General features: G+C 65.1%; 26 protein-coding genes, 1 pseudogene and 2 riboswitches. Of the genes and pseudogenes, 19 read left to right on the forward strand and 8 right to left on the reverse strand.

The features are described 5' to 3' along the window. On the reverse strand, positions 1-492 hold a 492-nt coding region (locus QZY67_RS09990), incomplete at its 3' end, for an aminoacyl--tRNA ligase-related protein (RefSeq protein WP_366448967.1). Between the two features lie 140 nt (positions 493-632). Between QZY67_RS09990 and QZY67_RS09995 the strand changes: the two genes are divergently transcribed. The 4 genes from QZY67_RS09995 to QZY67_RS10010 all read left to right on the forward strand — a co-directional run bounded on the left by QZY67_RS09995 (position 633) and on the right by QZY67_RS10010 (position 3,947). Then, positions 633-1,130 (forward strand): hypothetical protein, encoded by a 498-nt coding sequence (locus QZY67_RS09995; RefSeq protein ID WP_295369948.1) that lies wholly within the window; start codon positions 633-635, stop codon positions 1,128-1,130. Between the two features lie 79 nt (positions 1,131-1,209). Then, entirely contained in the window at positions 1,210-2,004 is a 795-nt protein-coding gene (locus QZY67_RS10000) for a zinc dependent phospholipase C family protein (RefSeq protein WP_295369949.1), read from the forward strand. A gap of 62 nt (positions 2,005-2,066) precedes the next feature. After that, entirely contained in the window at positions 2,067-3,218 is a 1,152-nt protein-coding gene (locus QZY67_RS10005) for a HAMP domain-containing sensor histidine kinase (protein ID WP_295369950.1), read from the forward strand. A gap of 21 nt (positions 3,219-3,239) precedes the next feature. Beyond that, complete coding sequence (locus QZY67_RS10010; protein WP_295369974.1) at positions 3,240-3,947, forward strand: GNAT family N-acetyltransferase; 708 nt, start codon at positions 3,240-3,242, stop codon at positions 3,945-3,947. Between the two features lie 55 nt (positions 3,948-4,002). On the opposite strand, the gene QZY67_RS10015 is transcribed toward QZY67_RS10010, so the two are convergent. Then, positions 4,003-5,370, reverse strand: a complete 1,368-nt coding sequence (locus tag QZY67_RS10015) for a citrate/2-methylcitrate synthase (protein WP_295369951.1) — start codon at positions 5,368-5,370, stop codon at positions 4,003-4,005. 117 nt (positions 5,371-5,487) lie between these two features. On the opposite strand from QZY67_RS10015, the gene spoIID reads away from it, so the two are divergent. After that, entirely contained in the window at positions 5,488-6,513 is a 1,026-nt protein-coding gene (gene spoIID / locus QZY67_RS10020) for a stage II sporulation protein D (RefSeq protein ID WP_295369952.1), read from the forward strand. 242 nt (positions 6,514-6,755) lie between these two features. Here spoIID and QZY67_RS10025 read toward each other — a convergent pair whose 3' ends face one another. The 5 genes from QZY67_RS10025 to QZY67_RS10045 are packed head-to-tail and all read right to left on the reverse strand — an operon-like array spanning position 6,756 to position 11,165. Next, positions 6,756-7,655 carry a GTP-binding protein gene (locus QZY67_RS10025; RefSeq protein WP_295369953.1) on the reverse strand — a complete coding sequence of 300 codons (900 nt, stop codon included), beginning with the start codon at positions 7,653-7,655 and terminating at the stop codon, positions 6,756-6,758. A gap of 44 nt (positions 7,656-7,699) precedes the next feature. Continuing rightward, the gene (locus QZY67_RS10030; RefSeq protein WP_295369954.1) at positions 7,700-8,614 is read right to left on the reverse strand and encodes an ABC transporter permease subunit; all 915 of its coding nucleotides are present in this window, start codon (positions 8,612-8,614) and stop codon (positions 7,700-7,702) included. Then, a complete protein-coding gene (locus QZY67_RS10035) occupies positions 8,611-9,384 on the reverse strand; it encodes an ATP-binding cassette domain-containing protein (protein WP_295369955.1) in 774 nt (257 codons plus the stop codon). Before QZY67_RS10035 ends, QZY67_RS10030 begins: the two co-directional genes overlap by 4 nt. Positions 9,385-9,415: 31 nt before the next feature. Continuing rightward, positions 9,416-10,546 (reverse strand): ABC transporter substrate-binding protein, encoded by a 1,131-nt coding sequence (locus QZY67_RS10040; protein ID WP_295369956.1) that lies wholly within the window; start codon positions 10,544-10,546, stop codon positions 9,416-9,418. Positions 10,547-10,574: 28 nt separating this feature from the next. Beyond that, positions 10,575-11,165: a DUF5714 domain-containing protein gene (locus QZY67_RS10045; protein ID WP_295369957.1), complete on the reverse strand. Its 591-nt coding sequence runs from the start codon at positions 11,163-11,165 to the stop codon at positions 10,575-10,577. A 569-nt stretch (positions 11,166-11,734) separates the two neighbouring features. Between QZY67_RS10045 and QZY67_RS10050 the strand changes: the two are divergent. The 3 genes and pseudogenes from QZY67_RS10050 to adhE all read left to right on the forward strand — a co-directional run bounded on the left by QZY67_RS10050 (position 11,735) and on the right by adhE (position 18,129). Next, a pseudogene (locus QZY67_RS10050) lies at positions 11,735-13,119 on the forward strand (NAD(P)/FAD-dependent oxidoreductase). Between the two features lie 670 nt (positions 13,120-13,789). After that, entirely contained in the window at positions 13,790-15,166 is a 1,377-nt protein-coding gene (gene mnmE, locus QZY67_RS10055) for a tRNA uridine-5-carboxymethylaminomethyl(34) synthesis GTPase MnmE (protein ID WP_295369958.1), read from the forward strand. 356 nt (positions 15,167-15,522) lie between these two features. After that, positions 15,523-18,129, forward strand: a complete 2,607-nt coding sequence (adhE, locus tag QZY67_RS10060; protein ID WP_295369959.1) for a bifunctional acetaldehyde-CoA/alcohol dehydrogenase — start codon at positions 15,523-15,525, stop codon at positions 18,127-18,129. Positions 18,130-18,183: 54 nt separating this feature from the next. Here adhE and QZY67_RS10065 read toward each other — a convergent pair whose 3' ends face one another. Further along, positions 18,184-18,330: a hypothetical protein gene (locus tag QZY67_RS10065; RefSeq protein WP_295369960.1), complete on the reverse strand. Its 147-nt coding sequence runs from the start codon at positions 18,328-18,330 to the stop codon at positions 18,184-18,186. Between the two features lie 108 nt (positions 18,331-18,438). On the opposite strand from QZY67_RS10065, the gene QZY67_RS10070 reads away from it, so the two are divergent. The 11 genes from QZY67_RS10070 to QZY67_RS10120 all read left to right on the forward strand — a co-directional run bounded on the left by QZY67_RS10070 (position 18,439) and on the right by QZY67_RS10120 (position 25,799). Beyond that, the gene (locus QZY67_RS10070; protein WP_006573604.1) at positions 18,439-18,651 is read left to right on the forward strand and encodes a helix-turn-helix transcriptional regulator; all 213 of its coding nucleotides are present in this window, start codon (positions 18,439-18,441) and stop codon (positions 18,649-18,651) included. After that, the gene (locus tag QZY67_RS10075) at positions 18,648-18,890 is read left to right on the forward strand and encodes a helix-turn-helix transcriptional regulator (RefSeq protein ID WP_295369961.1); all 243 of its coding nucleotides are present in this window, start codon (positions 18,648-18,650) and stop codon (positions 18,888-18,890) included. The genes QZY67_RS10070 and QZY67_RS10075 overlap by 4 nt, the downstream gene beginning before the upstream one ends. Before the next feature lie 119 nt (positions 18,891-19,009). Beyond that, a riboswitch (molybdenum cofactor riboswitch) is annotated at positions 19,010-19,129 on the forward strand. 147 nt (positions 19,130-19,276) lie between these two features. Then, positions 19,277-20,302 carry a molybdopterin-binding protein gene (locus QZY67_RS10080; protein WP_295369962.1) on the forward strand — a complete coding sequence of 342 codons (1,026 nt, stop codon included), beginning with the start codon at positions 19,277-19,279 and terminating at the stop codon, positions 20,300-20,302. Between the two features lie 23 nt (positions 20,303-20,325). Further along, positions 20,326-20,805, forward strand: a complete 480-nt coding sequence (gene moaC, locus QZY67_RS10085) for a cyclic pyranopterin monophosphate synthase MoaC (RefSeq protein WP_295369964.1) — start codon at positions 20,326-20,328, stop codon at positions 20,803-20,805. After that, entirely contained in the window at positions 20,798-21,793 is a 996-nt protein-coding gene (gene moaA / locus QZY67_RS10090) for a GTP 3',8-cyclase MoaA (RefSeq protein WP_295369965.1), read from the forward strand. Before moaC ends, moaA begins: the two co-directional genes overlap by 8 nt. A gap of 24 nt (positions 21,794-21,817) precedes the next feature. Further along, positions 21,818-22,255, forward strand: coding sequence for an MOSC domain-containing protein (locus QZY67_RS10095; protein ID WP_295369966.1), 438 nt, complete (start codon positions 21,818-21,820; stop codon positions 22,253-22,255). 1 nt (position 22,256) lies between these two features. Then, complete coding sequence (locus tag QZY67_RS10100) at positions 22,257-22,742, forward strand: MogA/MoaB family molybdenum cofactor biosynthesis protein (protein WP_295369967.1); 486 nt, start codon at positions 22,257-22,259, stop codon at positions 22,740-22,742. 66 nt (positions 22,743-22,808) lie between these two features. Next, complete coding sequence (locus QZY67_RS10105) at positions 22,809-23,021, forward strand: molybdopterin-binding protein (RefSeq protein WP_295369969.1); 213 nt, start codon at positions 22,809-22,811, stop codon at positions 23,019-23,021. 6 nt (positions 23,022-23,027) lie between these two features. After that, positions 23,028-23,149: riboswitch (molybdenum cofactor riboswitch) on the forward strand. Beyond that, positions 23,143-23,973 carry a molybdate ABC transporter substrate-binding protein gene (modA, locus tag QZY67_RS10110; protein WP_295369971.1) on the forward strand — a complete coding sequence of 277 codons (831 nt, stop codon included), beginning with the start codon at positions 23,143-23,145 and terminating at the stop codon, positions 23,971-23,973. It overlaps the preceding riboswitch by 7 nt. A 78-nt stretch (positions 23,974-24,051) precedes the next feature. Continuing rightward, positions 24,052-24,744: a molybdate ABC transporter permease subunit gene (modB, locus tag QZY67_RS10115; RefSeq protein ID WP_295369972.1), complete on the forward strand. Its 693-nt coding sequence runs from the start codon at positions 24,052-24,054 to the stop codon at positions 24,742-24,744. Beyond that, positions 24,741-25,799 carry an ATP-binding cassette domain-containing protein gene (locus tag QZY67_RS10120; RefSeq protein WP_295369973.1) on the forward strand — a complete coding sequence of 353 codons (1,059 nt, stop codon included), beginning with the start codon at positions 24,741-24,743 and terminating at the stop codon, positions 25,797-25,799. The genes modB and QZY67_RS10120 overlap by 4 nt, the downstream gene beginning before the upstream one ends. Positions 25,800-25,927 lie beyond the last annotated feature (128 nt).

Genomic DNA, 25,927 nt, shown 5'->3' on the forward strand with positions numbered 1-25,927 from the left:
CTCCTGCCACAGGAACTCCCGGTGGCGCAGGAAGGGGCGGGAGGTCTTCTCCCACCGCAGCACGGAGCACCACTGGTTGTACAGCTTGGGCAGGTCCCGCCAGGAGTGGATGATGTTCTTATAGTGCTCGCAGAACAGGGTCTCGCTGGTGGGACGGATGCAGTAGCGCTCCTCCAGTTTCTCACTGCCGCCGTAGGTCACCCAGGCGCACTCGGGGGCAAAGCCCTCCACGTGGTCCTTCTCCTTCTGGAGCAGGCTCTCGGGGATGAGCATGGGCAGGGACACGTTCTCATGGCCGGTGGCCTTGAACCGGGCGTCCAGCTCCTTCTGAATGTTCTCCCAGATGGCGTAGCCATAGGGGCGGTAGATAAACATGCCCTTGATGGAGGAGTAGTCGATGAGCTCCGCCTTCTTGCACACGTCGGTGTACCACTGGGCGAAGTCCACCTCCATATCGGTGATCTGTTCCACCTGCTTTTTGTCCTGTGCCATATCGGTCTTCAATCCTTTACAGATGTATTTGCGTGTCGGAGTATCGAACATCATTTTATGCACAAACCCCTGAAAAGTCAAGGGCCGAGGGGGGTATAAGACGAAGAAAACTCCATAAACTCTCCCCGAGGTGTTGCGCTGTGACAAGGGTTGGAATCTGGGAGAAGCAGGAGCGGGTGTCCGGGGCGGTGCGCCGCTCCCTGGGCCGGCGGATGGAGGAGATTCAGCTGGTGTCCGGGCGGCATCCGGCGGAGTTCGCCGGGGAGGCGGTGGATCTGCTCTGCATCGGCCCGGATTCGGACGGCTGGGCGGGGGCCAGGTCGGCGGAGTGCGGCGTGCTCCTGCTCCCCGGGGCGGCGGGACCCCTGGCCCGGGGGATGCGCTGCCGCAGCGCCGTCAGCTACGGCACCTCTCCCAGGGATACCCTCACCTTTTCCAGCCTGGAGGGGGACCGGATCTGCCTGGCCCTCCAGCGGGAGCTGGTCAGCCTGGCCGGGCACGTGGTGGAGCGGCAGGAATTTGTGGCGCCCTTTCCGCCCGGAGAGGACCCCATGACCTTTCTGGCCGCCGCCGGGGTGCTCCTGCTGCTGGGGGCGAAGCCGGAGGAAAATTGTCCTTTCGTTCGGGGAATTTTGTGATAAAATAAGGTCTGTTGAACAGCGCACACACAACAGACGAAAACAAATCCACTGCACAGCAGAAGCTCAGGTGAGACACATGCCCAACTACTTTACCCATCTTCAGTTCGGCGGCCGGGTGCTCTCGGCGCTGCCGGAGCCCCTCCGCACCAGGATTGCGGCCCAGCGGGCGGCCTTCGACGTGGGCTGCTACGGCCCCGATCCCCTCTTTTTCTACCACCTGCTCCACGACAATCCGGTGCGGCAGGTGGGACTGCGGATGCACAAGGTATCCGCCCTGCCGGTGTTCCGCCGGCTGGCGCGGATCATCTCCGAGGACCGGCCCGGCGGCGCCGGCTACGCCGCCGGATTCCTCTGCCACTTCGCCCTGGATGCCGGCTGCCACGGCTACATAGAGGCCCGGGCGGCAGGGGGTCAGACCAGCCACCTGCGGATGGAGGGGGAGTACGACCGGCTGCTGATGGAGCGGGCCGGCATCGACCCCCTCCGGCAGACGCCGCTGTCCCGGCCCCGGCTGCGCCCTGAGGAGATGGAGACCATCGCCGGCCTCTACCCCGGCGTGACCGGCAGACAGTTCCGTGAGAGCCTGGCGTCCTACCGGCGGGTTTGCCGTCTCCAGACCCTGGCCTGCCGGGTGGGCCTGAGCGGCGCGGTGGACGCCCTCTCCCTGCGTACGCCCGACAAGCCGGACTTCCGGGGCGCGGTGCTCAGCCGTAGGGCGGCTGGGGAGTGCGCCGTCAGCAGCACGGTGCTGGACAGACTGGTGGATCAGGCGGTGCCCCAGGCTGTGGAGAAGACCGGCGTCCTGTTCCGGGCTGCGGCGGGGGAGGCGGCATTGGACAGCTGGTTTGACCGGGATTTCAGTGGAAGATGAATGTGGAAAACTGGTGGAAAATGTGGAAAACCAACAGCTGAGATGAAAATCAGGAGGAGAGGATGGGAAAAAAGTATACGAGGCTCAAGCTGAAGATGCTCCTGATGGTGGCCCTTGGGGCTGCCGCCGCCGCCGCGCTGGGGCTGTTCCTGCTGGAGGTGGTGGTGGACGGCCTGCTCCAGGACCCCTTTGCACGGGGGTTCGTGTGGGTGGCCCGGGAGGTGTTCGGCCACACCCAGGAGGAGGCCCTGGACCTCTATCAGCAGATTATCCGCAACAACAAGCCCTTTATCCTCAACTGCGCCATGCTGGTGCTCATGCTGGCCGCCTTTTATCTGGCCATGGGCCGGTTTACCCGGTGGCTGGACCAGATTGGCCGGGCCACTAGGCGGATTGTCAACGAGAGCGGGGAGGAGATCAGGCTGCCCCGGGAGCTGGCGCCGGTGGAGGAGGACCTGCGGGCCATCCAGCGCCAGCTCCGCAGCCGGGAGGCGGAGGTCCGGGAAAACGAGGCCCGCAAGCGGGATCTGGTGGCCTTTCTGGCCCACGACTTAAAGACACCCCTCACCTCGGTGGTGGGCTATCTCACCCTCCTGCGGGACAGGCCGGAGATGGACGGCGCACAGCGGGCCAAGTACACCGGTATCGCCCTGGACAAGGCCGAGCGCCTGGAGGAGCTGCTGGGCGAGTTCTTCGACATCACCCGCATGGACCTGGAGGGCGGGGCGGACAGCGGCGGGACCGTCCAGCTGACCATGCTGCTGGAACAGCTGACCGACGAGTTCTACCCCCTCTTTGCGGAAAAGGACCTGAAATGCGACGCCCGGATAGCGCCCAGGCTCACGGTGTCCGGCGATCCGGATAAGCTGGCCCGGGTGTTTGACAACGTGCTGCGCAACGCGGTGAGCTACTCCACGCCGGGCGGCACCGTGGGCATCACCGCCCGGCGCCGGGGCGGGCTGGTGGAGGTGGTCATCAGCAACGAGGGCCTGGAGATCCCCGAGGAGGAGCTGGCCCGGATTTTTGAGAAGTTCTACCGGCTGGACGCCGCCCGATCCACCCGCACCGGCGGTGCGGGGCTGGGCCTGGCCATCGCCAAGGAGATTGTGGAGCTCCACGGCGGCAATATCCGGGCCGAGAGCACGGGAAAGCACACCAGTTTTGTCATCAGCCTGCCCGGGCTGGAGGAGGGGCAGGCCCAGGATGATACATAAGGAGCGTACACTGTGGAACAGATGACAACAGAACATAAGGCGGCGGACTACCTGGCCCGGCAGGGCCTGCGCTGCGTGGACATGCTGGAGCTGCTCCGCCGGGACGGGGGCGCACTGCGCTATGCCGGGCCGGCGGGAGTACTGCTCTGGGACAAGGAGAGCGGCGCATGGTTTCTCAGCGCCCGGAGCGAGGAGGACCTGAGTCGGGCGCTGACCCTGATTCCGCCGGAGGCCCGGCTGGCCGTCTGTCACGAGAGCTGGTATCTGGAGGCCCTGGAGACCCGGCTGGGCCTGAAGGGACAGGCCTTTTTCCAGTCCGTATGGACCGGCGGACCTCCCCCTGAGCTGCCCCCCTTCCGGGGGGAGCTGCGGCGGCTGGGGCAGGAGTGGGCGGAGACGGTGGCCGCGGCTTACGGCCGGACCTTCGGGGACATTGACTATATCCGGGGCGCCATCGACCGGGGGATGCTGGGTCTCTTTGAGGGGGATGTGCTGGCCGGGTTCGTCGGCGTTCACGACGAGGGGAGCCTGGGTATGCTGGAGGTGCTGCCACCATACCGCCGCAGGGGGTACGGCCTGGTGCTCCTGCTGGCCGCCGTAGGGATGGCGGTGCGGGAGGGGCGGTACGCCTATGGACAGGTGGCGGAGCACAACGCCGCCTCCCTGGCCCTCCAGCAGAAGGCGGGGATGACGGTATGTCCCGAAAAAATCTACTGGCTCATGGAGTAATCCATAAAAACGCGGGACCACTGCAAAAGTGGTCCCGCGTTTTCACGTCTGGAATTCAGCCCCGCTGGTCCAGAGGGATAAAGGGCCGGGCGGGGGCCACGGCCTTGTAGGCCGGGCGGATGATCTTGTTGCCGGGGTTGTAGACCTCCTCGATGCGGTGGGCGCACCAGCCCACCACCCGGGCCACGGAGAACAGGGGGGTGTACAGCTCCTGGGGGATGCCCATCATCTTGTACACCAGGCCGGAGTACAGGTCCACGTTGGCGCACACCACCTTCCGCTGGCCGGAGGCGGACAGCACCTCGGGGGTGAGGCGCTCCACCGCCTCGTAGAGCTCGAACTCGTCCAGCATGCCCTTCTTGGCGGCCAGGGACTTGGCGAACTTCTTCAGCAGCACGGCCCGGGGGTCGGACAGGGTGTAGATGGCGTGGCCCATGCCGTAGATGAGACCGGAGCCGTCCCCCGCCTCCCTGCGAAGAATCCGGCCCAGATAGGAACGGATCTCGTCCTCGTCCCGCCAGTCCTTCACGCCGTCCTCAATGTACCCGAACATCTCCATGACCTTCTTGTTGGCGCCGCCGTGGCGGGGCCCCTTCAGGGAGCCGATGGCGGCGGCAATGGAGGAGTAGATGTCCGTGCCCGAGGAGGAGAGCACCCGGCAGGCAAAGGCGGAGTTGTTGCCGCCGCCGTGCTCGGCGTGGAGCACCAGGCACAGGTCCAGCAGCCGGGCCTCCTCCTGAGTGAACTGGTTGTCGTGCCGGACGGAGTAAAGGAAGTTCTCCGCCACCCCCAGCCCCTCCTGGGGCCGGTGGAGGTAGAGGCTCTCGTCGTCGTAGTAGTGCCGCTTGGCGGCGTAGGCGTGGGCGGCGATGGTGGGCAGGCGGGCGATGAGGGCGATGGCCTTGCCCAGCTCGCTCTCCAGGGAGCGGTCCTCGGGCGCGTCGTCATAGGAGTAGAGGGAGAGCACCGAGCGGGCCAGCTTGTTCATCACGTCGGCGCTGGGGGCCCGGAGGATCATGTCCTCGGTGAACATGGGGGGCAGGGGCTGGTGGACCGACAGGGCCCGCTGGAAGAGCTTCAGCTGCTCCCGGGTGGGCAGAGCGCCGAAGAGCAGCAGATAGGCGGTCTCCTCAAAGCCGAAGCGGTTCTCGCTCATAAAGCCGTCCACCAGGTCGCCCAGGTCAATGCCCCGGTAGATGAGCCTGCCCTCCATGGGAAAGCGTTCGCCGTCCTGCACATAGTAGCCCAGCACATTGCCAATCTGGGTGATGCCTGCCAGAACGCCGGTGCCGTCGGCGTTGCGCAGACCGCGCTTCACGTCCCACTTTTCGTAGTAGGCCGGATCAATACGGTTATGCTTCTCAAATTCGCCGCATAGACTCTTAATAAAATCCATGGAGCCGTCCGTGTGGGCCAACTGCATGAGGACTCCTCCTTTGCATCTGTTTGAATATCTCATTTTACTACGAATTTTTATGCAAGTCAACGGCAGAGGGAGAAGCGGAAGGTGAGAGCGGTGCGCGCAAAAGAGGAAAACGGCATGAGACGGGCGGCGGCGGTGGGGCTGGGGCTGCTGGCCCTCTTGTTCCTGCTGCCCCTGCTGTTCCTGGGGGGGAAGGGAGAGGCGGGGGAGGACCCGCAGCCAACCGGCACCCTGCCCCTGGACCGGACGGTGGTGTCCCCGCCGCCGGCAGAGGGGACGGGTGCGGACGAGACCACTTCCATACGGGTTAAGCTGCCCGACGGTACGGTGACCGAGATGTCCATGGCCGACTACCTGTGGCGGGTGGTGGCGGCGGAGATGCCCGCCTCCTTTGAGCCGGAGGCCCTGAAGGCCCAGGCGGTGGCGGCCCGGACCTATGCCGCGGCCAAGATGGCCTCGGGAGAGGCCAACCACCCGGACGCCCATGTATGCACCGATATCAGCTGCTGTCAGGCCTACATCACCCCCCAGGAGGCGGCGTCCAATTGGGGGGAGTCCGCCCCCTCCTACGAGGCCAAAATCTCCGCCGCCGTGGCGGACACGGACGGGGTCATCATCACCTACGGCGGACAGCCCATCCAGGCGGTGTTTTTCTCCTCCGCCGCCGGGCGGACGGCCGGCGCGGTGGAGGTGTGGGGCAATGACGTGCCCTACCTCACCGGCGTGGAGAGCCCTGAGGGGGAGGAGGTGCCCAATTACCACAGCACCGTGACCGTGCCTCTGGAGGAATTCCGGACAACCCTGCTCTCCCAGGCACCCGGCGCCGACCTGAGCGGCGACCCGAGCGGGTGGTTCGGCCCGCCGGTGCTGGCCTCCAACGGCGGGGTCGTCTCCATTGCGGTGGGGGGCGCGGAGGTGACGGGTGCCGCCCTGCGGGACCTGTTCGGCCTGCGCTCCACTGTGTTCACCGTCCAGGCGGACAGCACGGCGGTGACCTTCTCCGTCACCGGCTACGGCCACGGGGTGGGCATGAGCCAGTACGGCGCCAACGCCATGGCCAGAGAGGGCAAGGGCTATGAGGAGATCCTCAAGTGGTACTACACCGGCGTGGAGCTGGAGCAGATGGCAGAATCAATATGCTAAGGCCCCGGCGCACGGCGCCGGGGCCTTAGCATATTGAAAAATTGCCCAGAGAAGGAAGCCTCGCAGAGTTCCTGCGGCCGCAGCCGCAGGAATCAAACCAAAATCCGTCATTTCCGGGGACATGCGCCTCGGAAATGACACTTCTCATGGCGGAAGGGACGACAATTTTGCCAAAAATCGAGCCCCTTCCGCCATGCGGCCTTCCTCAAAAAAGGTGCAAAGCACCTTTTTTGACAGCGGGGTCACTCCACTGCCGCATGGCACTCGGGGTACCAGGTCATGGCGGCCCAGAGGCTCCCGGGGGCGGGCATGTCGCCGTCAAAGAGGACGGTCAGCCGCCCCGGGTTGAGGGCCTCCCCCTGCCATGGCTCCAGCCGCACCTGGGGGCCCACGCAGTCGGCCAGGTACATTCCGTCGGAGAGAGGGACAAAGCCCCGGATCCGGCGGGTGTCCCGGGCAAAGACGGACAGAAACCGCTCCAGAGAGGCGGGCGGACAGTCCGGCCCCACCGTGAGGGTCAGCCTGCGGCGGGACGGGCTCTGGGCCGCAGGCGGGGCGGGAGCGTCCAGGGCGGAGAGCCAGGCCGGGTCCAGGGTGCCGAAGGAGGTCTCATGGACCGGGCAGCCCGGGCGCTGGGCCTCCACCTCCGCCCTCACCAGGGCCGCCTGCTCCGGGGAGACCAGGTCGGTCTTGTTGATGAGAATCAGGCCGGCCGCCGCCAGCTGGCGCCTGCACACCCCGGAGGAGGCGTATACGCTGTGGAACCGGGCAGCGTCCACCAGGCAGACGGCCCCGGCGTAGGTCAGGCCGGGAAACTTCTCCCGCTGGGACAGAATCCTCCCCGCGGCGGAGGGGTCGGACAGGCCGGAGGCCTCCACCAGGATGACATCCGGCCCCTCCGCCAGGGTGGAGCGGAGGACCTCCTCAAACCGCGCCAGGCGGCAGGAGCAGAAGATGGAGCCGTTGTCAATCTCGGTCAGGCTGGCCCCCAGGCCGGACAGCAGGGCGCCGTCCACCCCCTCCCGGCCGTATTCGTTGACGATGAGGGCGGTCCGCCGGCCGGGAAAACAGTGGACAAGCCGCTTGAGAAAGGTGGTCTTTCCGGCGCCGAGAAAGCCGGTGACCAGGTAGAGCCGGGGCAAGGAGAACACCTCTTTCCGGGTGAAATGGGCGGGCGGCGGACCGGTCAGCTCCAGCGGACGGCCTTCCGTTCCAGCAGGGTGACCAGGCCGTTGAGGGCGGTGACCACCAGGGCCACCAAAAGAATGCCGGCGATGACATTGGTGTAGTTGGCGTAGTCGGCGAAGTTTTTGATGAAGTACCCCAGGCCGCTGGTGGCCCCCATCATCTCCGCCAGGGTCAGGAGCATAAAGGAGGTGGACAGGCTCACCCGCAGGCCGGAGATCAGGCCGGGTAGCAGGGCGGGCAGGAAGATCTGGAACACCATCTCCCGGTCGGAGAGGCAGAGCACCCGGGCGCTGTCCAGAATGTGGGGGTCCAACCCCACGGTGCGGCCCACGGTCTGGAGAAAGGTGGGCCAGAAGATGCCCAGAATGATCACCAAGGCCGAGGCCGAGCGGAAGGAGGGCATCAGGGCGATGAGGTAGGGGGCGTAGATAATGGCGGGCACCGGGGAGAGCACCCGGGCAATGGGCACCAGAAAGCCCCGAAGCCGGGGGCTCCACCCGGCCAGCATGCCCAGCAGGGCCCCCAGGGGGAGGGCGATGCCGAAGCCGATGGCCAGCAGGGACAGGGAGGAGCCGATGCCCCGGAGCATCAGCTGCCGCTGGTCCCAGAAGACCTGGAACACCGCCTCCGGCGTGGGTACCAGGATGGGGTGGGCCTGGCCCAGCACCGTGGCCCACAGCTCCCAGAGGTTGAACAGCAGGAAGAGAGCGGCGCCGATGTCACCGGCGGCCCGGGCGTTTTTCCGCCGGACGATATGCCACAGGCAGATCAGCTCCGCCAGGGCGGCAGCGCACAGGAACAGAAGGGGGGAGGCGGTCTCGTTTTTGCCCGGCAGGGCCACCTGGACCATCAGCAGCACAAAGAGCAGGTGAACCAGTACGATGGGCCGGGATGCTTTCTCAGGGGCCTTCACAGCGTCTCGCCCACCGCCTCTCCGTACTGGTAGAACAGGCCGATGAGCCGCTTGCGGACCACGCAGCACTCGGCCGAGGTGAGGAACTCCGCCGGGTCCCGGGGACGGGGGGCCCGGACGGGCAGGGTGAGCCCCACTCCGCCGGGGCGGAAGAAGGCGATGCGGTCGGAGAGCAGGATGGCCTCGTCGATGTCGTGGGTGACCATGACCACCGTGCTCCCCTCCGCCTGCCACAGCTCCAGCAGCAGCTGCTGGAGGGCCTGCCGGTTTTTGGGGTCCAGGGCGCCGAAGGGCTCGTCCAGCAGCAGCACCTCCCCGCCCACCGCCAGGGCCCGGGCAATGGCCACCCGCTGGGCCATGCCCCCCGACAGCTCTCCGGGGTAGCGGGACAGGGCGTCCCCCAGCCCCACCCGGACCAGAGCCGCCCCGGCCTGCTCCGCCGCCTGGGCCCGGGACAGGCCGGGTTTGGCCTTCCGCAGGGCAAAGGCCACGTTTCCACGGGCGGTGAGCCAGGGGAACAGACCGCCCTGCTGGAACACGATGGACCGCCCCGGCGCCGGGCCGGTTACCGGCGTGCCGCCGATGGAGACCGTCCCCTCCCCGGGCAGGGAGAGGCCGGAGATGAGCCGCAGCAGGGTGGACTTGCCGCAGCCGGAGGGGCCCACCACGGCCAGGAAGGAACCGCGCTCCACCTCCAGGGACACCCGGTCCAGAACCCGGGGGCCGCCGGGGTAGGAGAAGGACACGTCGCGCAGGGAAATATCAGGCACGGGAAGGCCTCCTTTGCGGGAAATTGCAGGCTTACAGGTTGTTGGCGTCGTATGCCTCCAGCATCTCCTGGAAGTGGACGTCGTCGGGGTACCGCTCCAGCACGATGTTCAGGGCGTCCAGGTAGATGGAGGCATCCACGTGGTCGGCCATGGTGTTCTCCACGTCCGCGCCGATGTCCCCGTTGGCCTTCATCACGTCGAAGAATTCAACCACCCGGTTCTTGGCCGGGTCCATGGAGATTTTCATGCAGCCGTCGTAGATGCAGTACTTCACATAGTCCTCGCTCTGGCCGGAGAAGGCGGCCAGAGTGGCGATGGTGGTCTCCGGGTCGTCGTACATCAGCTTCATGGCCCGCAGGTTGGCCACCTCAAAGCGGACCAGAGCGGGCCGCTTCTCCTCAATGATCGCGCCGGAGGTGGTCTGGCGGCAGCACACATTGTCGGGTGTGTACTCCCCCACAAAGAAGGGCACCACCAGGCCCTGGGTGACGGCGTTCTGCTCAAAGCCGCTGTTGACAAAACCCACGTCGGCAGTGCCCTTCAGCACCGCCTCCACCACCGACTGGAACCCGTCCAGCTCCACAAAGGTGACGGTGCTCATGTCAACGCCCGCCTGGCGCATCTGGTCCTTCATCATCATGTGGCCGGTCTCGGCCCGGACGCAGGCCACCGTCTTGCCCGCGAAGTTCTGAATGTCCCGGAACTCCTCCTCCCGCTCCGGCAGAGCCACGCAGGCGCTTCCCTCGGCGATGGTGCCGCCGATGACGGTCAGGTCCGCCCCCTGGGCGATAAAGGTGCAGGTGGGGATCACGCCGAAGGGCAGCACGTCCAGCTTGCCCAGGGTGATGGCGGTCAGGCCGTCGTTCAGGTTGGAGATCTGGGTCAGCTCCACGTTGAGGCCCTCCTCCTCGTAGTAGCCCATCTCATGGGCCAGCACCACCATGGCGGCCTTGATGCCGGTGCCCATCTGGCCCACGGACAGGTCGTAGGTCATGGAAAGGTCCCCCAGGGCGGATTCGCCGGAGGGGGCCGGGTTCTCCTGGGGCGCGGAGGGACTGGGGGTGGAGGACTGGGGCGCGCCGCTCTGCCGGGCAGGGGCGGAGCAGGCGGCCAGGGACAGGATCAGCGCCATGGAGAGGGCGAGGGACAGGAATCGTTTCATCAGACATACTCCTCCTAATGTGTGATGCTCAGGCCTTTCTGGACGGGAAGTAGGGACAGGCGGTGTGGAGGCACTCGGCATTTTGGGCAAAGCGGGTGCAGGCGGGCCTGGGCCGCTGGCCCAGGTCCACCCCCAGGACCTCCTTGGCCAGAGGCACCGCCGCCTCGAGGGCCAGATAGGACACCCGCTTGCAGCAGCGGGGACCGTCCACTGTGGCGATATACTCCAGGCACCAGGCGGTGAAGCGGTTGGCGTCCGCCCAGCGGACCGTGCTCTTGGGGTTGGTTTTGAGCCACAGTGCCGCGAAGATGCCGGCGCCCACCGCCGCGCCGCAGCAGCCGCAGTCGCCGCAGCTGCCGCCGGGTACCCGCTTGGACCGGGTCAGGGCGGCGTTCAGATCCAGCTCCAGGGCGGAGCGGTCCCGGCCGGACACGCTGTGGGCGGCGGTGAGCAGGGCGGCGGGCACCATAAAGTGGTGCTCCGGGGTGTGCATCTCCACGCCGGGCAGGGACATCATGGCCTCCAGCAGGTCCAGCGGCGCCGCCGGCCCGCCCCGGTCAAAGGCGGCCAGACACAGCGCGATCATCTCAGGATAATTGCCGGCAAACGGGGATCCCATGGCAGAACAACCTCCAGACACAGAATGGAAAGGGCGGGGACAGCAGCTGCCCCTGCCGCTGACTATATTTTAGAGCGGAGGCCGCCGGGGCGGTAGAAAGAAATTTTTGTTTTCTTGGTAAATATTTGCGGTGTTTGCCCGTGGGCCGGCGGCCGTACCCCCAAAATATCCATGCGGCGCGCTCCGCCGCGCCATGGACTTAAAAATTCCAGCGCCCGTTTGCGCATAAAAACAGCGCTTTGCGCTACAGCCTGCAAAAATGCCGTTACTTTCGCGCCGCACAGCGGCGCAAAAGTCCCCGCTCCGCTCTCCGGAAGCCTTGCACAGCAAGGCTTCCGGGGCATTCGATTCCACCACAGCAAGGCTTCCGGGGCATTCGATTCCACGCGAGGCGGGCGGCTGCCCCCTCGCGCTCCCCCGCCCCGACACAGCCCGATTCCGTTCAACCAAGGTTTTTTGACAGGCTGAGCGCTTTGCGCTATTTTTTATAGACTGGACTTGACTTTGTATGGTATAATTTATTATGGGTTTTTATGGCCCGTATTTTTGATGAAAAGGGAACGATGCACATGAATTCACGGTATGACGTTGCCATTCTGGGCTGCGGCGAGGCGGGCATTTTCGCCGGCTACGAGCTGATGCTCAGGAACCCCGGCCTCAAGGTAGTGGCACTGGACCAGGGCGCCGACATCTACAGCCGCAGCTGCCCCATCGTGGCGGGTAAGGTGAAGGAGTGCATCCACTGCAAAATCTGCGACACCATGTGCGGCTTTGGCGGCGCGGGCGCCTTCTCCGACGGCAAGTACAACTTCACCACCGCCTTCGGCGGCTGGCTCACCGACTTCATGGACGCCAAGGAGGTCATGGACCTCATCGACTACGTGGACTCCATCAACGTCAAGCACGGCGCCACCACCGAGGTCTACTCCACCGCCACCCCCGAGGCCCGGGCCCTGGAGAAGAAGGCCCTGGAGTACGACCTCCACCTGCTCCAGGCCCGCTGCAAGCACCTGGGCACGGAGAACAACCTGAAGATCCTCCAGAGCATCTATGAGACCGTCAAGGAGGGGGTGGAGTTCCGCTTCCGCACCGCGGTGACCAAAATCGAGCGCCTGGGGGACGAGGGCTACCGCCTGACTGCCGCCAATGGCGACACGGTGGACTGCACCTACTTTATCGCCGCCCCCGGCCGGTCCGGCGCCGAGTGGTTCGCCAATCAGTGCAAGGACATGGGCATTGAGCTCATCAACAACCAGGTGGACATCGGCGTGCGGGTGGAACTGCCTGCCAAGGTCTTTGAGCACATCACCGACGTGGTGTACGAGTCCAAGCTGGTCTACCGCACCAAGCAGTACGGCGACCAGGTGCGCACCTTCTGCATGAACCCCTACGGCCGGAGAATGTGGAGGGCATCAACACCGTCAACGGCCACTCCTACTCCGACCCGTCCCTCCGCAGCGAGAACACCAACTTCGCCCTGCTGGTGTCCAACCGCTTTACCCAGCCCTTCAACGAGCCCTACCGGTACGGCAAGCACATCGCATCCCTGAGCAACATGCTGGCCGGCGGCGTGCTGGTCCAGCGGTTCGGCGATCTGGTGGGCGGCATCCGCACCAACGAGCACCGGATGAGCAAGTCCTTTGTCCGGCCCACCCTCACCGCCGCCGTGCCCGGCGATCTGTCCCTGGCCCTGCCCAAGCGGCAGCTGGACGACATCATTGAGATGATCTACCAGCTGGACAAGCTGGCCCCCGGCACCGCCAACTACGACACCCTGCTCTACGGCGCGGAGGTCAAGTTCTACTCCTCCCGCCTGGCCCTCTCCCCCGAGCTGGAGACTGCCATGCCCAACTTCTTTGCCATCGGCGACGGCGCCGGCGTGACCCGCGGCCTGGCCCAGGCGGGCGCCTCGGGCGTAAAGGTAGCGCAGGTCATCTCGGAGCGGCTGAAGTAAGGGGCGCCCGGCGGGCCAGGCCGCCCCAAAACCGCCGCCTGCGGCGGGAACCGGAGCAAAGCCCAGCGGAGCGGGTTTGCTCTGGAAAGGAGGAGCAAGGGAGCGCACGCAGCTTTCGCCGCTCCGGCGGCGGAAGCGAAGTGGAGCGGACTTTGCGACGACGCGGCCCAGGCGGGCGCCTCAGGAGTGAAGGTGGCGCAGGTCATCTCGGAACGTTTGAAGTAAGCCGACCCGCGCAACAGGACAACACAGAACATACAGGGCCGCCCGTCCGGGCGGCCCTGTATTACCTGACGCTTTTTATCCAGACTGTAATAGCAGCCGGACGGGACGGAGAGAGAAAGCGTCAAATGTCCAGGAGACGCATAATGAAGTTTGTACGGTGTGTATCCAATTGCGTATGCAGTGAAAAGGGCTTGTAAGAAAATTGTAAATCATGTCGTTTCAGGGGTTTTCCACATTATCCACCGGGTTTTCCACAGGGGGAGGAAACGGTGGAAAACCTGGGGATATACAAAAACAGTTGACATAAAAACATGTCAAGCATAAAACAAACGGCGGAGTGCACAAACTTGCCGGAGGCCCTGTGCAGGGGCGCGCCGCAGCCGAAAGCTGCGGCGCACTCCGGGGGAGCAGATCCGGCGGATCAGGCATGTCAGGAGGGTGTGAAATGGGAGATACCATCGCCGCGGTGGCGACCCCCATGGCCAGGGGGGCCATCGGAATTTTACGGCTGTCCGGGCCGGAGGCTGTCCGGGCCGCGTCGGCGGTATTCCGGCCTGCCAGCGGGCGGCCGCTGGAGGCCCATGAGGGCCGCAGGCTGGTGTACGGCACCCTGTACGACCGGGAGGGCAACGCCATCGACCAGGCCCTGGCCACATACACAAGGGGGCCGGGGAGCTACACAGGCGAGGACACGGCGGAGCTCCAGTGCCACGGCTCCCCGGCTGTGCTCACCCTGGGGCTGGAGGCTCTCTTTGCCCAGGGGGTGCGGCAGGCCGGACCGGGGGAATTCACCCGCCGGGCTTTCCTCAACGGCAGACTGGATCTGACCCAGGCCGAGGCGGTGGCCGATCTCATCGACGCGGAGACCGCCTCCGCCGTGCGGCAGGCGGCGGGCCAGCTCTCCGGCGCGCTGGGGCGGCGGGTGGCGGCGGTATACGACGCCCTCACCGATCTGACCGCCCATTTCTGCGCCGTGCTGGACTACCCGGACGAGGACATCGACCCCTTCCGGGCGGAGACCATGGAAACAGCGCTGTCATCCGCACAGAGGGAGCTGTCATCACTGCTGGCCACCTACGACCGTGGCAGGCAGCTGGCGCACGGGGTGCCCTGCGCCATTGTGGGGCGGCCCAACGCGGGCAAATCCTCTCTCCTCAACGCCCTGGTGGGGTATGACAGGGCCATTGTCACCGATATCCCCGGCACCACCCGGGACACCATTGAAGAGAAGTGCCGCCTGGGCGGTGTGCTCCTCCGGCTCATTGACACAGCGGGTCTCCGGGCCACTGACGACCCGGTAGAGCGGCTGGGGGTGGAGCGGAGCCGGGCCGCCCTGAAGGAGGCCGGGCTGGCCCTGGTGCTCATTGACCCGCAGGGCGGCGTGACGGAGGAGGATCTGGCCATTCTGGCCCAGGCCCGGTCGGCGGCGGAGAAGGTCATCGTGGTGCTCACCAAGGCGGACCTGAATAACGGGGAGGATACAAGCCCTTCCCTGCGGGGAGAAAACTGCCCGCCGGTGGTCTCCCTCAGCGCCAGGACCGGGGAAGGGCTGAAGGAGCTGGAGGAGGTCGTGGCGGCGCTGTTCCCCCAGGGGGAGGAAAACTGGGGAGAGCTGCTCACCAACGCCCGGCAGGCCGAGGCGGCGGGCAGAGCACTGGGGGCGGTGGAGTCCGCCCGCAGCGCCCTGGCCGCCGGAATGCCGGCGGACGCGGTTTTCTCCGACGTGGAGGCGGCGCTGGACGCACTTGGCGCGCTTACCGGCCGCTCGGTGCGGGAGGATGTGACCGACCGCATCTTCTCCCGTTTCTGCGTGGGAAAGTGAGAAAAAGCGGAAAATACCGTATGAAAATAAGGACAGGAGGGCATTCCTGTCCTTATTTTTTGCGGTGGAACGGACAAAATTCAGGGAGCAGGGGAATTGGGTTCGTCAAAAAGACGGGAGAAAAAAGGTTGCAAAAATTGATAATATTTTAACGATAAAAAAGAGATTTATTTTCATTTTGTTTTCAAACTTATACTTTTCACAGAAAATAATGAACCTTTGGGCGGGCAGCGGCAAAAAAATAATGCAGTTTCCACATTGACAATAATTTAACAAGTACGGTATAATGCACATCGTTAAAAAAATATCAAATGAGCGTACCCACCGCTCCCACCATTTTTGAGGAGGCTGCACAGATGAAAGAGCAGAAGCAGGCAACCGCAATCATCGACAACGTTGAGGCTCTCGAGGCGAAGATGACCGCCATGCGGGAGGCTCAGAAGGTATTCGCCACTTATACCCAGGAGCAGGTGGACGCCATTTTCCTGGCCGCCGCCACCGCCGCCAACCAGGCCCGTATCCCCCTGGCCAAGATGGCCGTGGCCGAGACCGGCATGGGCGTTGTGGAGGATAAAGTCATCAAGAACCACTACGCCGCCGAGTACATCTACAACGCCTACAAGCACACCAAGACCTGCGGCGTCATCGAAGAGGACAAGGCCTATGGCGTGAAGAAGATTGCCGAGCCCATCGGCCTCATCGCCGCCGTTATCCCCACCACCAACCCCACCTCCACCGCCATCTTCAAGACCCTCATCGCCCTGAAGACCCGCAACGCCATCATCATCTCCCCCCACCCCCGCGCCAAGGCCTGCACCATCGAGGCCGCCAAGGTGGTGCTGGAGGCCGCGGTGAAGGCCGGCGCCCCTGAGAATATCATCGGCTGGATTGACGTGCCCAGCCTGGACCTGACCAACCAGGTCATGCGTGAGTCCGACCTGATTCTGGCCACCGGCGGCCCCGGCATGGTGACCGCCGCCTACTCCTCCGGCAAGCCCGCCCTGGGCGTGGGCCCCGGCAACACCCCTGTCATCATCGACGACACCGCCGACGTGCGCATGGCCGTCAGCTCCATCCTCCACTCCAAGACCTTCGACAACGGCATGATCTGCGCCAGCGAGCAGTCCGTCACCGTGCTCGCCCCCATCTATGACGCCGTGAAGAAGGAGTTCGCCGCCCGCGGCGCCTACTTCCTCAAGAGCGACGAGCTGGACAAGGTCCGCAGCATCATCCTGGTCAACGGCACCGTCAACGCCAAGATCGTGGGCCAGAGCGCCCACACCATCGCCAAGCTGGCCGGCGTGGACGTGCCTGAGGCCGCCAAGGTCCTCATCGGCGAGGTGGAGAGCACCGATCCCTCCGAGCCCTTCGCCCACGAGAAGCTGTCCCCCGTGCTGGCCATGTACAAGGCAGGGAGCTTTGATGAGGCCCTCCAGAAGGCCGAGCGGCTGGTGGCCGACGGCGGCTACGGCCACACCTCCTCCCTGTACATCGACGTGCGGGAGACCGAGAAGATGGCCAAGCACGCCGCTGCCATGAAGACCTGCCGCATCCTGGTCAACACCCCCTCCTCCCAGGGCGGTATCGGCGACCTGTACAACTTCAAGCTGGCCCCCTCTCTGACCCTGGGCTGCGGCTCCTGGGGCGGCAACTCGGTCTCCGAGAACGTGGGCGTCAAGCACCTGCTCAACATCAAAACCGTGGCGGAAAGGCGTGAAAACATGCTCTGGTTCAGAACTCCCGAAAAGGTCTACTTCAAGAAGGGCTGCCTGCCCGTGGCCCTGGATGAGCTGCGCTGGGTGATGAACCGGAAGCGGGCCTTTATCGTGACCGATACCTTCCTCTATCAGAATGGCTACACCAAGCCCATCACCGACAAGCTGGACGAGATGGGGATTGTCTACACCGTGTTCTCCAACGTCCAGCCCGACCCCACCCTGAAGAACGCCCAGGAGGGCGCCGCCGCCATGGCCGCCTTCCAGCCCGACTGCATCATCGCCCTGGGCGGCGGCTCCGCCATGGACGCCGGCAAGATCATGTGGGTCATGTACGAGCACCCCGAGGAGGACTTCCAGGACATGGCCATGCGCTTCATGGATATCCGCAAGCGTGTCCATACCTTCCCCAAGATGGGTGAGAAGGCCTACTTCGTGGCCATCCCCACCTCCTCCGGTACCGGCTCCGAGGTCACTCCCTTCGCCGTTATCACCGACCAGAACACCGGCGTGAAGTACCCCCTGGCCGACTACGCCCTGCTGCCCAACATGGCCATCGTGGACACCGACAACATGATGAGCCAGCCCAAGGGCCTGACCAGCGCCTCCGGCGTTGACGTGCTCACCCACGCCCTCGAGGCCTATGCCTCCATCATGGCCACCGACTACACCGACGGCCTGGCTCTGAAGGCTATGAAGAACGTCTTCGAGTACCTGCCCACTGCCTACAACGACGGCAGCAACGTGGAGGCCCGTCAGAAGATGGCCGACGCCTCCTGCATGGCCGGCATGGCCTTCGCCAACGCCTTCCTGGGCGTGTGTCACTCCATGGCCCACAAGCTGGGCGCCTTCCACCACCTGCCCCACGGCATCGCCAACGCCCTGCTCATCAGCCTGGTGGTGGAGTACAACTCCGCCGAGTGCCCCCCCAAGATGGGCACCTTCTCCCAGTACCAGTACCCCCACACCCAGGCCCGGTACGCCGAGTGCGCCCGTTTCTGCGGCATCCAGGCCAAGGACGACGCCGAGGCCGTCAAGAAGCTCATCGCCAAGATTGAGGACCTGAAGGCCGCCGTGGGCGTGAAGAAGACCATTGCCGAGTACGGCGTGGACGAGAAGTACTTCCTGGACAACCTGGACGCCATGGTGGAGCAGGCCTTCGACGACCAGTGCACCGGCGCCAACCCCCGCTACCCCCTCATGAGCGAGATCAAGGAGATGTACCTCAAGGCCTACTACGGCAAGTAAGAGAGACAATGAAAGGCGTCCGTTCCGCAGTCTGCGGAACGGACGCCTTTTGCATTACCCTTCCAGATAGCGCTCCTCTGCTTTCTGCTGGGCAGCCCGGAGGAGCTGCCTGGCATCCTGAATTCGCGCCTCGTCCAGGGCCTCCAGAGCGTCGGAAATGCCGTGAAACAGAATGTAATACATCTGCTGGTAAAGTTCCATATAATACGCCTCTTTTGGTATATACTAATAACAAGATATACCGATTAAGGGAAATTGTCAACGAACTTTACACTACTTATCATATATATACCGATATGGGGGTATATCATGAAAAGAGTACGTGTAAAGCTGGACAAGTATCTGCCTGCCCACAATATCACCCGCTATGAGCTGGCCCGCCGGTCAGGCATCAAGTTCCAGACCATTGACGGCTACTATAAAAATACAGTGGTCCGGTATGACGCGGTGAATCTGGGGAAAATCGCGGAGGCGCTTGACTGCGGGATTGAGGATATTTTGGAACTGGTGGATGAGCCGTGAGCGGAAGGAACAGGGAGAACGGCAGGCGCAGCGTGCGGCTTTGCCTGAAAACCTATCTGGACAGCCGGGGGATTTCCCGATACGCTCTGGCACAGGCCACGGGAATCGGCTATCCCACCATTGACCGCTACTACAAAAATGAGGTGGTGCGGTATGACGCCGACGTGCTCACCCGGATGGTCAACGCCCTGGACTGCGGCATAGCGGACATTCTGGAGCTGGCAGAGGACCCGGAATAAGTATATGAATGGCCCGCATCCACAGCTTTGTGGATGCGGGCCGCGCTTTTGGGGGCGGAATGGAAGAAACCGGGACTTTTCTGTTGCAATCCGCCGCCGGGTGTGGTACGATTTTTACAATATTGTACATGCTCCGAGCGGGACCGCCTAAGGGCCGCAGGCCTATGGCGCACCGCCGGGGCCGGGCTGGAAACGGCCCGGCCTTCCGCCTTTTGAAAAGGAGCAGCTTTCGCCCAAGGGGGTAGTCTGCCCTTTTTTACCCTTTTGGCCCTTTGCGGGAGTGCTGCTGACAGGCGGCGCTCCCGCTTTTTGCTGCGGAAAAAGACGGAAATCATGGACAGAACACGGCAAGAAACCCAAATTTAAGCCGTCAGGAGGGGCTGCATATGAAGCTGATTGACACCCGCAGCGCGGTGGGGCATGTGCTCTGCCACGATCTGACCCAGATCATCCCCGGCGTCACCAAGGACGCCCGGTTCCGCAAGGGCCATGTGGTCCGGGAGGAGGACATCCCCGTCCTGCTCTCCATGGGCAAGGAGCACCTGTACGTGTGGGAGAAGGCGCCGGGCATGCTCCACGAGGACGAGGCGGCGGAGCGGCTGCGGGCCCTGTGCCAGAACGAACACATGCACCCCACGGCGGTGAAGGAGGGCAAAATCGAGCTCATCGCCGACTGCGACGGCCTGTTCCAGGTGGACGTGGAGCGGCTCAACGCCCTCAACAGCGAGGACGAGATCATGATCGCCACCCGCCACACCAACACGGCGGTCCGCAGGGGGGACAAGCTGGCGGGCACCCGCATCATCCCTCTGGTCATCGCCGAGGACAAGCTGAAGGCGGTGGAGGCCAGGGCGGGGGACACCCCCATCCTGCGCCTCACCCCCTGGAAGCTGAAGACCTGCGGCCTGATCACCACCGGCAGCGAGGTGGCCGGCGGGCTGATTGAGGACAGCTTTACCCCCGTGATTGTGGACAAGCTGGCGGTCTACGGCATCACCGTGACGGAGCACTGCCTGCCCGGAGACGACCGGGCCGCCATCACCGCCGCCGCCCTGACCTTCCGGGACAAGGGGGTGGATATGGTGCTGTGCACCGGCGGCATGAGCGTGGACCCGGACGACCGGACCCCCGGCGCCATCCGGGACACCGGGGCGGAGATAGTCTCCTACGGCGCGCCCGTTCTGCCGGGGGCCATGTTTCTGCTGGGATATTTTGAAGGCGGCGTGCCCATCCTGGGCCTGCCCGGCTGCGTCATGTACGCCAAGGCCACTGTGTTCGACCTGGTGCTGCCCCGGATCGCCGCCGGGGTGCGGGTGGGCCGGGCCGAGCTGAAGGCCATGGGCCACGGCGGCCTGTGCCTGGGCTGCGGGACGTGCCATTACCCCGTCTGCCCCTTCGGCAAGGGCGTATGACACAGAGAAAAGGAGGGGACGGCATGGAACCGGCCATGAACCACTTTGACCAGGAGGGAAACGCCATTATGGTGGATGTGGGCGGCAAGGAGCCCACGGTGCGCACCGCCACGGCGGAGGGGCTGATCCGGGTGTCCCGGCCGGTGCTGGAGGCCATCACCGGCCGCACCGCCGCCAAGGGGGACGTGCTGGGCGTGGCCCGGGTGGCGGGCATTATGGCCGTCAAGCGGACCTGGGAGCTGATTCCCCTGTGCCACCCCCTGACTCTGAGCCATGCGGCGGTGGACTTTGAGATTTTGGAGGAGCAGTGCGCCGTCCGGGCGGAGTGCACCGTCCGGCTCACCGGCCGGACCGGCGTGGAGATGGAGGCCCTCACCGGGGTGTCGGTGGCCCTGCTGACGGTGTACGACATGTGCAAGGCCATGGACAAGGGCATGGAGATCACCGGCGTCCGCCTGCTGTACAAGGAGGGGGGCAAGTCGGGGGCATACCGCTGTGTGTAGGCCGGAGGAGCGCCTGCGGGACGGGCAGGGCCGGGCTATCCGCTATCTGCGGGTGTCGGTGACCGACCGGTGCAACCTGCGCTGCCGCTACTGCATGCCCGAGGACGGGGTGGACTGGATGGACCACAGCGCCCTGCTGTCCTACGAGCAGATTGCCCGGTTGGTGGGCCTCTTTGCCCAGCTGGGCGTGGAGAAGGTGCGCCTCACCGGCGGAGAGCCGCTGGTGCGCCGTGGCCTGCACTACCTGACAGCCGCCGTCAGCGGTACGCCGGGGATACGGGAGGTGGCCGTCACCACCAACGGCGTGCTGCTGGCCGAGCAGCTCCCGGGTTTGGTGGAGGCGGGGCTCACCGGGGTGAACATGAGCCTGGACACCCTGGACCGGGAGCAGTTCGCCGCCATTACCCGGCGGGACCAGCTGCCCGCCGCCCTGGCCGGGCTGGAGGCGGCTCTGGCCGTGCCCGGACTGAAGGTCAAGCTCAACTGCGTCCCCATGGGGGAGAACGACGGCCAGCTGGTCCCTCTGGCGGCCCTGGCACGGGACCGGGACCTCTCGGTCCGGTTTATTGAGCTGATGCCCATCGGCCTGGGGGGCGGCTTCCCCCGCCGCACCGAGGCGGAGGTGCTGGAGCGGCTGGAGGCGGCCTTCGGCCCGGCGCGGCCCTGCCCCCAGGACGAGGGGGGCGGCCCCGGGCGGTATATCACCTTTGACGGCTTCCGGGGGCGGGTGGGCTTTATCAGCGCCATGACCCACCGGTTCTGTGACCGGTGCAACCGGGTGCGGCTCACCTCCTCCGGCTTTCTGAAGACCTGCCTCCAGTACGACCGGGGCGCGGCGCTCAAACCCCTCCTGGACGCCGGCGCAGAGGACGGAGTTATCCTGGACGCCATCCGCAGGGCCATTGAGGACAAGCCGGCGGGGCACCACTTCACCGGGCCGGCGGGCCCGGGGGACGAGGCCAGGAACATGAGCCAGATCGGCGGATAAAAAGAAAAATGTGAGGTGCTTACCATGGGCAAGGTGATTGCCGTGTGCATCAGTGAGAAAAAGGGGACCCAGAAGAAAAACGTGGGCGCCGCCCAGGTGATCGAGGACTGGGGCATCCAGGGGGATGCCCACGCGGGGAAGTGGCACCGGCAGGTGTCCCTCCTGTCCCACGAGCAGGTGGAGGCCTTCCGGGCCAGGGGGGCCGTGGTGGACCACGGGGCCTTTGGGGAGAACCTGGTGGTGGAGGGGTACGACTTCAAGACCCTGCCCATCGGGACCAAATTTAAGTGCAATGACGTGGTGCTGGAGCTGACCCAGATCGGCAAGGAGTGCCACTCCCACTGCGCAATCTACAAGGCCATGGGGGAGTGCATCATGCCCCACGAGGGCGTGTTCACCCGGGTGCTCCACGGGGGGACCATCTCCGTGGGGGACCAGCTGACCATTGTGGAGGAGGGGTAATATGCGAGTGGCCATCATCACCCTCAGCGACTCCGGCTATGCCGGACAGAGGGAGGACAAAAGCGGCCCGCTGGTCCGGGCCATGGCCGAGGAGGCGGGCTACCAGGTGGTGCATACCGCCCTGCTGCCCGACGGGGTGGAGCCCCTGGCCGGGGAGCTGAAGCGGCTGTGCGACGGGGACCTGGCCGACCTGGTGCTTACCACCGGCGGCACCGGCTTCTCGTCCACCGACCTGACCCCCGAGGCCACCCTGTCCGTGGTGGAGCGGCCCGCCCCCGGCATCGCCGAGGCCATGCGGTGGCAGTCCCTCCAGATCACCCCCCGTGCCATGCTCAGCCGGGCGGCGGCGGGCATCCGGGGCAGGACCCTTATCGTCAACCTGCCCGGCAGCCCTAAGGCGGTGAAGGAGTGCCTGACCTTCATCCTGCCCGCCCTGGGCCACGGACTGGAGATGCTCCGGGGGACGGCGGGCAACTGCGCCCGGTAAATCCGGTTCCGCCTCCCTGCTACAGGGAGTTTGGAATAAAACATCAGCAGGAAGGAGGGGAAAACAGTGAAAATCAGCGCGAGAAATCAGTTCAAGGGGACCATTCTCTCCATCGAGGAGGGGGCGGTCAACGGCATTGTGCGGCTGGACATCGGCGGCGGCAATGTGGTGACCTCCACCATCTCCATGGCGTCCATCCGGGAACTGGGCCTGAAGGTGGGCGGCACGGCCTATGCCGTGGTCAAGGCCACCTCGGTCATGGTGGCGGTGGACGACTAAATCCCCGCGGCCTCAGCACTTCGAGCCCGTACCGCCTAAGGGACAGCGTGTCCTATGGCGGCGGGCCGGGGTATACCTGGAAACGGGTATGCCTACCGTATTTGTAAAGGAGTTTTGAGAAATGAAGAAGGTATTTGCCCTGGTCCTGGCCCTGGCGATGGCCCTGGGACTGACCGCCTGTACTTCCACCACCGGCGGAGAGACAGGGGAGGAGACCGTGGACGTGGTGGTCTTTGCCGCCGCGTCCATGGAGGCCTCCCTTACCGAGATCGCCGAGCAGTACAAGACGGTGGCCCCCAACGTGAACCTGGTGTTCACCTTTGACTCCTCCGGCACCCTCAAGACCCAGATCGAGGAGGGCGCCGTGTGCGACCTGTTCATCTCCGCCGCCCAGAAGCAGATGAACCAGCTGGACAGCGCCGACACCACCGGCACCAACACCGATGGCCTGGATTTCGTGTACAGCGACACCCGGATCGACCTGGTGGAGAACAAGGTGGTGCTGGCGGTGCCCGATGACAACCCCAAGGACATCCAGGACTTCTCCGACCTGGGCACCGACAAGCTCTCCCTGCTGTGCCTGGGCAACGACGACGTGCCTGTGGGCGCCTACTCCCTGGAGATCCTGGACACCCTGGGCATCGACATCGCCCAGCTGGAGAATGACGGCAAGGTGACCTACGCCTCCAACGTCTCCGAGGTGGCCAACCAGGTGAAGGAGGGGGCCGTGGACTGCGGCATTATATACGCCACCGACGCCAATACCTATGAGCTCAACGTAGTGGCTCAGGCCACATCCGATATGTGCGGCCAGGTCATCTACCCCGCCGCCGTGATGAAGAGCGGCACCGAGGGGGCAAGGGACGCCGCCCAGGCCTTCCTGGACTACCTGCACACCGATGAGAGCGCCGTCTCCGTGCTGGAGAACGTGGGCTTCACGGTGCTGCCCTGAAGGGCTGTTTAAAACGCGGAGGGGCCGGCGCTGCATGTGCCGGCCCCTGCCAGTCATGAAAGTGCAGGTGATCCGAATATGGACTGGTATCCCCTCCTGAACTCTCTGCGCATCGCGGCCATCTCCACGGTTATCATCTTTTTCCTGGGCATCGGCGCGGCCTACTATGTGGCAAAGCTGCCCCGGCTGATCAAGGGCGTGCTGGACGTGGTGCTCACCCTGCCCCTGGTGCTGCCGCCCACGGTGGTGGGGTACTTCCTCCTGTGCACCATGGGCCCCAAGCGGCCGGTGGGCATATGGTTCCTGGAGCAGTTCGATCTGCGGCTGACCATGGTGTGGTACTCGGCGGTGTTTGCCTCGGCGGTAGTGGCCTTCCCCCTCATGTACCGCACCGCCAGGGGGGCCTTTGAGTCCTTCGACCCCACCCTGACCCACGCCGCCCAGACCCTGGGCCGCTCCAATGCCTGGATCTTCTGGCGGGTGCGGATGCCGGTGTGCCGCCAGGGCATCATCGCCGGCACGGTGCTGGCCTTTGCCCGGGCCCTGGGGGAGTACGGCGCAACCGCCATGATCGCCGGCTACACCCCCGGCAAGACCGCCACCATCTCCACCACTGTCTACCAGCTCTGGCGCACCGGCGACGACGCCGGTGCCATGCGGTGGGTGCTGGTCAATCTGGCCATCTCCACCGTGGTGCTGCTGGCGGTGAACATGCTGGAGAAAAAGGACCGCCGGCCCCGCCGGGCGGCCCCCTCCGGGGAGGTGGCATGATGTCCCTTGTGGTGGATATCCGCAAGAACTACGGAAAATTTCAGCTGGATGTGTCCTTTGAGACAGGCAGCGGCCACGTCACCGGCCTGCTGGGGGCCTCCGGCTGCGGCAAGAGCGTGACCCTCAAGTGCATCGCGGGCATCGAGACCCCCGACGAGGGGCGCATTATCCTGGACGGGCGGGTGCTCTTTGACAGGGAGAAGGGGATCAACCTCTCCCCCCAGCGCCGCCATGTGGGCTATCTCTTTCAGAACTACGCCCTGTTCCCCAATATGACCGTGAAGCAGAACATCACCGTAGGCGTCCGGGACCGGAAGGCCAGGGAGGAGACGGCAGAGCGGCTCATTCAGGCCTTCGGCCTGGCGGGAAACGAGCACAAGTACCCCCGCCAGCTCTCCGGCGGCCAGCAGCAGCGGACCGCCCTGGCCCGGATTCTGGCCAGCGAGCCGGAGGCGCTGCTGCTGGACGAGCCCTTCTCCGCCCTGGACAGCTACCTGAAATGGCAGGTGGAGGGGGAACTGGCCGACCTGCTGGAGAGCTTCGCCGGGCCGGTGCTCTTTGTCACCCACAGCCGGGACGAGGTGCGCCGCATCTGCCACCAGGCCTGCGTCCTGGACCGGGGCAGGTCCCAGGCGGTGCTGCCGGTGGACGAGCTGTTCCGGGCTCCCAGGACCCTGTCGGCCTGCCTGCTCTCCGGGTGCAAGAATGTGTCCAGAGCCAGGCCGGCGGAGGGCGGAAAAACTGAGGCCCTGGACTGGGGCGTCACCCTGGACCCGGGCCGCCCCCTGCCGGAGGGGCTCACCCATGTGGGCATCCGGGCCCACTTTGTCCGCCCGGCGGACGGGCCAGGACCCAACCGGCTGCCGTGCATCCCCGGGCGGGCGGTGGAGGAGATGTTCTCCACCGCGGTGAACCTGTCCACCCCCGGAGGAGATAAGGGCTTTTCCCGGCTGCGGCTGGAGCTGAGCCGGGAGGAGTGGGCCGCCCTGAAGGGGCGGGAGCAGCTCTGGGTGGAGCTGCCGCCGGAGTCCCTGCTCCTGCTCAGCGGGGGATGAAAAAACGTCCTGGACCACAGTCCAGGACGTTTCAGCGTGTCGAAAAACCTCGGTTGAACAGAATCCGCCTGTGTCGGGGCGGGGGAGCGCGAGGGGGCAGCCGCCCGCCTCGCGTGGAATCGAATGCC

Source organism: uncultured Pseudoflavonifractor sp. (genome assembly GCA_904419835.1).
Lineage (GTDB): Bacteria > Bacillota > Clostridia > Oscillospirales > Oscillospiraceae > Pseudoflavonifractor.

Coding starts and splice junctions, on each gene's coding strand:
- QZY67_RS10000 (WP_295369949.1), top strand. CDS start 1,210: ATGCCCAACTACTTTACCCATCTTCAGTTCGGCGGCCGGGTGCTCTCG.
- QZY67_RS10005 (WP_295369950.1), top strand. CDS start 2,067: ATGGGAAAAAAGTATACGAGGCTCAAGCTGAAGATGCTCCTGATGGTG.
- QZY67_RS10010 (WP_295369974.1), top strand. CDS start 3,240: ATGACAACAGAACATAAGGCGGCGGACTACCTGGCCCGGCAGGGCCTG.
- QZY67_RS10015 (WP_295369951.1), bottom strand. CDS start 5,370: ATGCAGTTGGCCCACACGGACGGCTCCATGGATTTTATTAAGAGTCTA.
- spoIID (WP_295369952.1), top strand. CDS start 5,488: ATGAGACGGGCGGCGGCGGTGGGGCTGGGGCTGCTGGCCCTCTTGTTC.
- QZY67_RS10040 (WP_295369956.1), bottom strand. CDS start 10,546: ATGAAACGATTCCTGTCCCTCGCCCTCTCCATGGCGCTGATCCTGTCC.
- QZY67_RS10045 (WP_295369957.1), bottom strand. CDS start 11,165: ATGGGATCCCCGTTTGCCGGCAATTATCCTGAGATGATCGCGCTGTGT.
- mnmE (WP_295369958.1), top strand. CDS start 13,790: ATGGGAGATACCATCGCCGCGGTGGCGACCCCCATGGCCAGGGGGGCC.
- adhE (WP_295369959.1), top strand. CDS start 15,523: ATGAAAGAGCAGAAGCAGGCAACCGCAATCATCGACAACGTTGAGGCT.
- QZY67_RS10065 (WP_295369960.1), bottom strand. CDS start 18,330: ATGGAACTTTACCAGCAGATGTATTACATTCTGTTTCACGGCATTTCC.
- QZY67_RS10070 (WP_006573604.1), top strand. CDS start 18,439: ATGAAAAGAGTACGTGTAAAGCTGGACAAGTATCTGCCTGCCCACAAT.
- QZY67_RS10080 (WP_295369962.1), top strand. CDS start 19,277: ATGAAGCTGATTGACACCCGCAGCGCGGTGGGGCATGTGCTCTGCCAC.
- moaC (WP_295369964.1), top strand. CDS start 20,326: ATGGAACCGGCCATGAACCACTTTGACCAGGAGGGAAACGCCATTATG.
- QZY67_RS10095 (WP_295369966.1), top strand. CDS start 21,818: ATGGGCAAGGTGATTGCCGTGTGCATCAGTGAGAAAAAGGGGACCCAG.
- QZY67_RS10100 (WP_295369967.1), top strand. CDS start 22,257: ATGCGAGTGGCCATCATCACCCTCAGCGACTCCGGCTATGCCGGACAG.
- modA (WP_295369971.1), top strand. CDS start 23,143: ATGAAGAAGGTATTTGCCCTGGTCCTGGCCCTGGCGATGGCCCTGGGA.
- modB (WP_295369972.1), top strand. CDS start 24,052: ATGGACTGGTATCCCCTCCTGAACTCTCTGCGCATCGCGGCCATCTCC.
- QZY67_RS10120 (WP_295369973.1), top strand. CDS start 24,741: ATGATGTCCCTTGTGGTGGATATCCGCAAGAACTACGGAAAATTTCAG.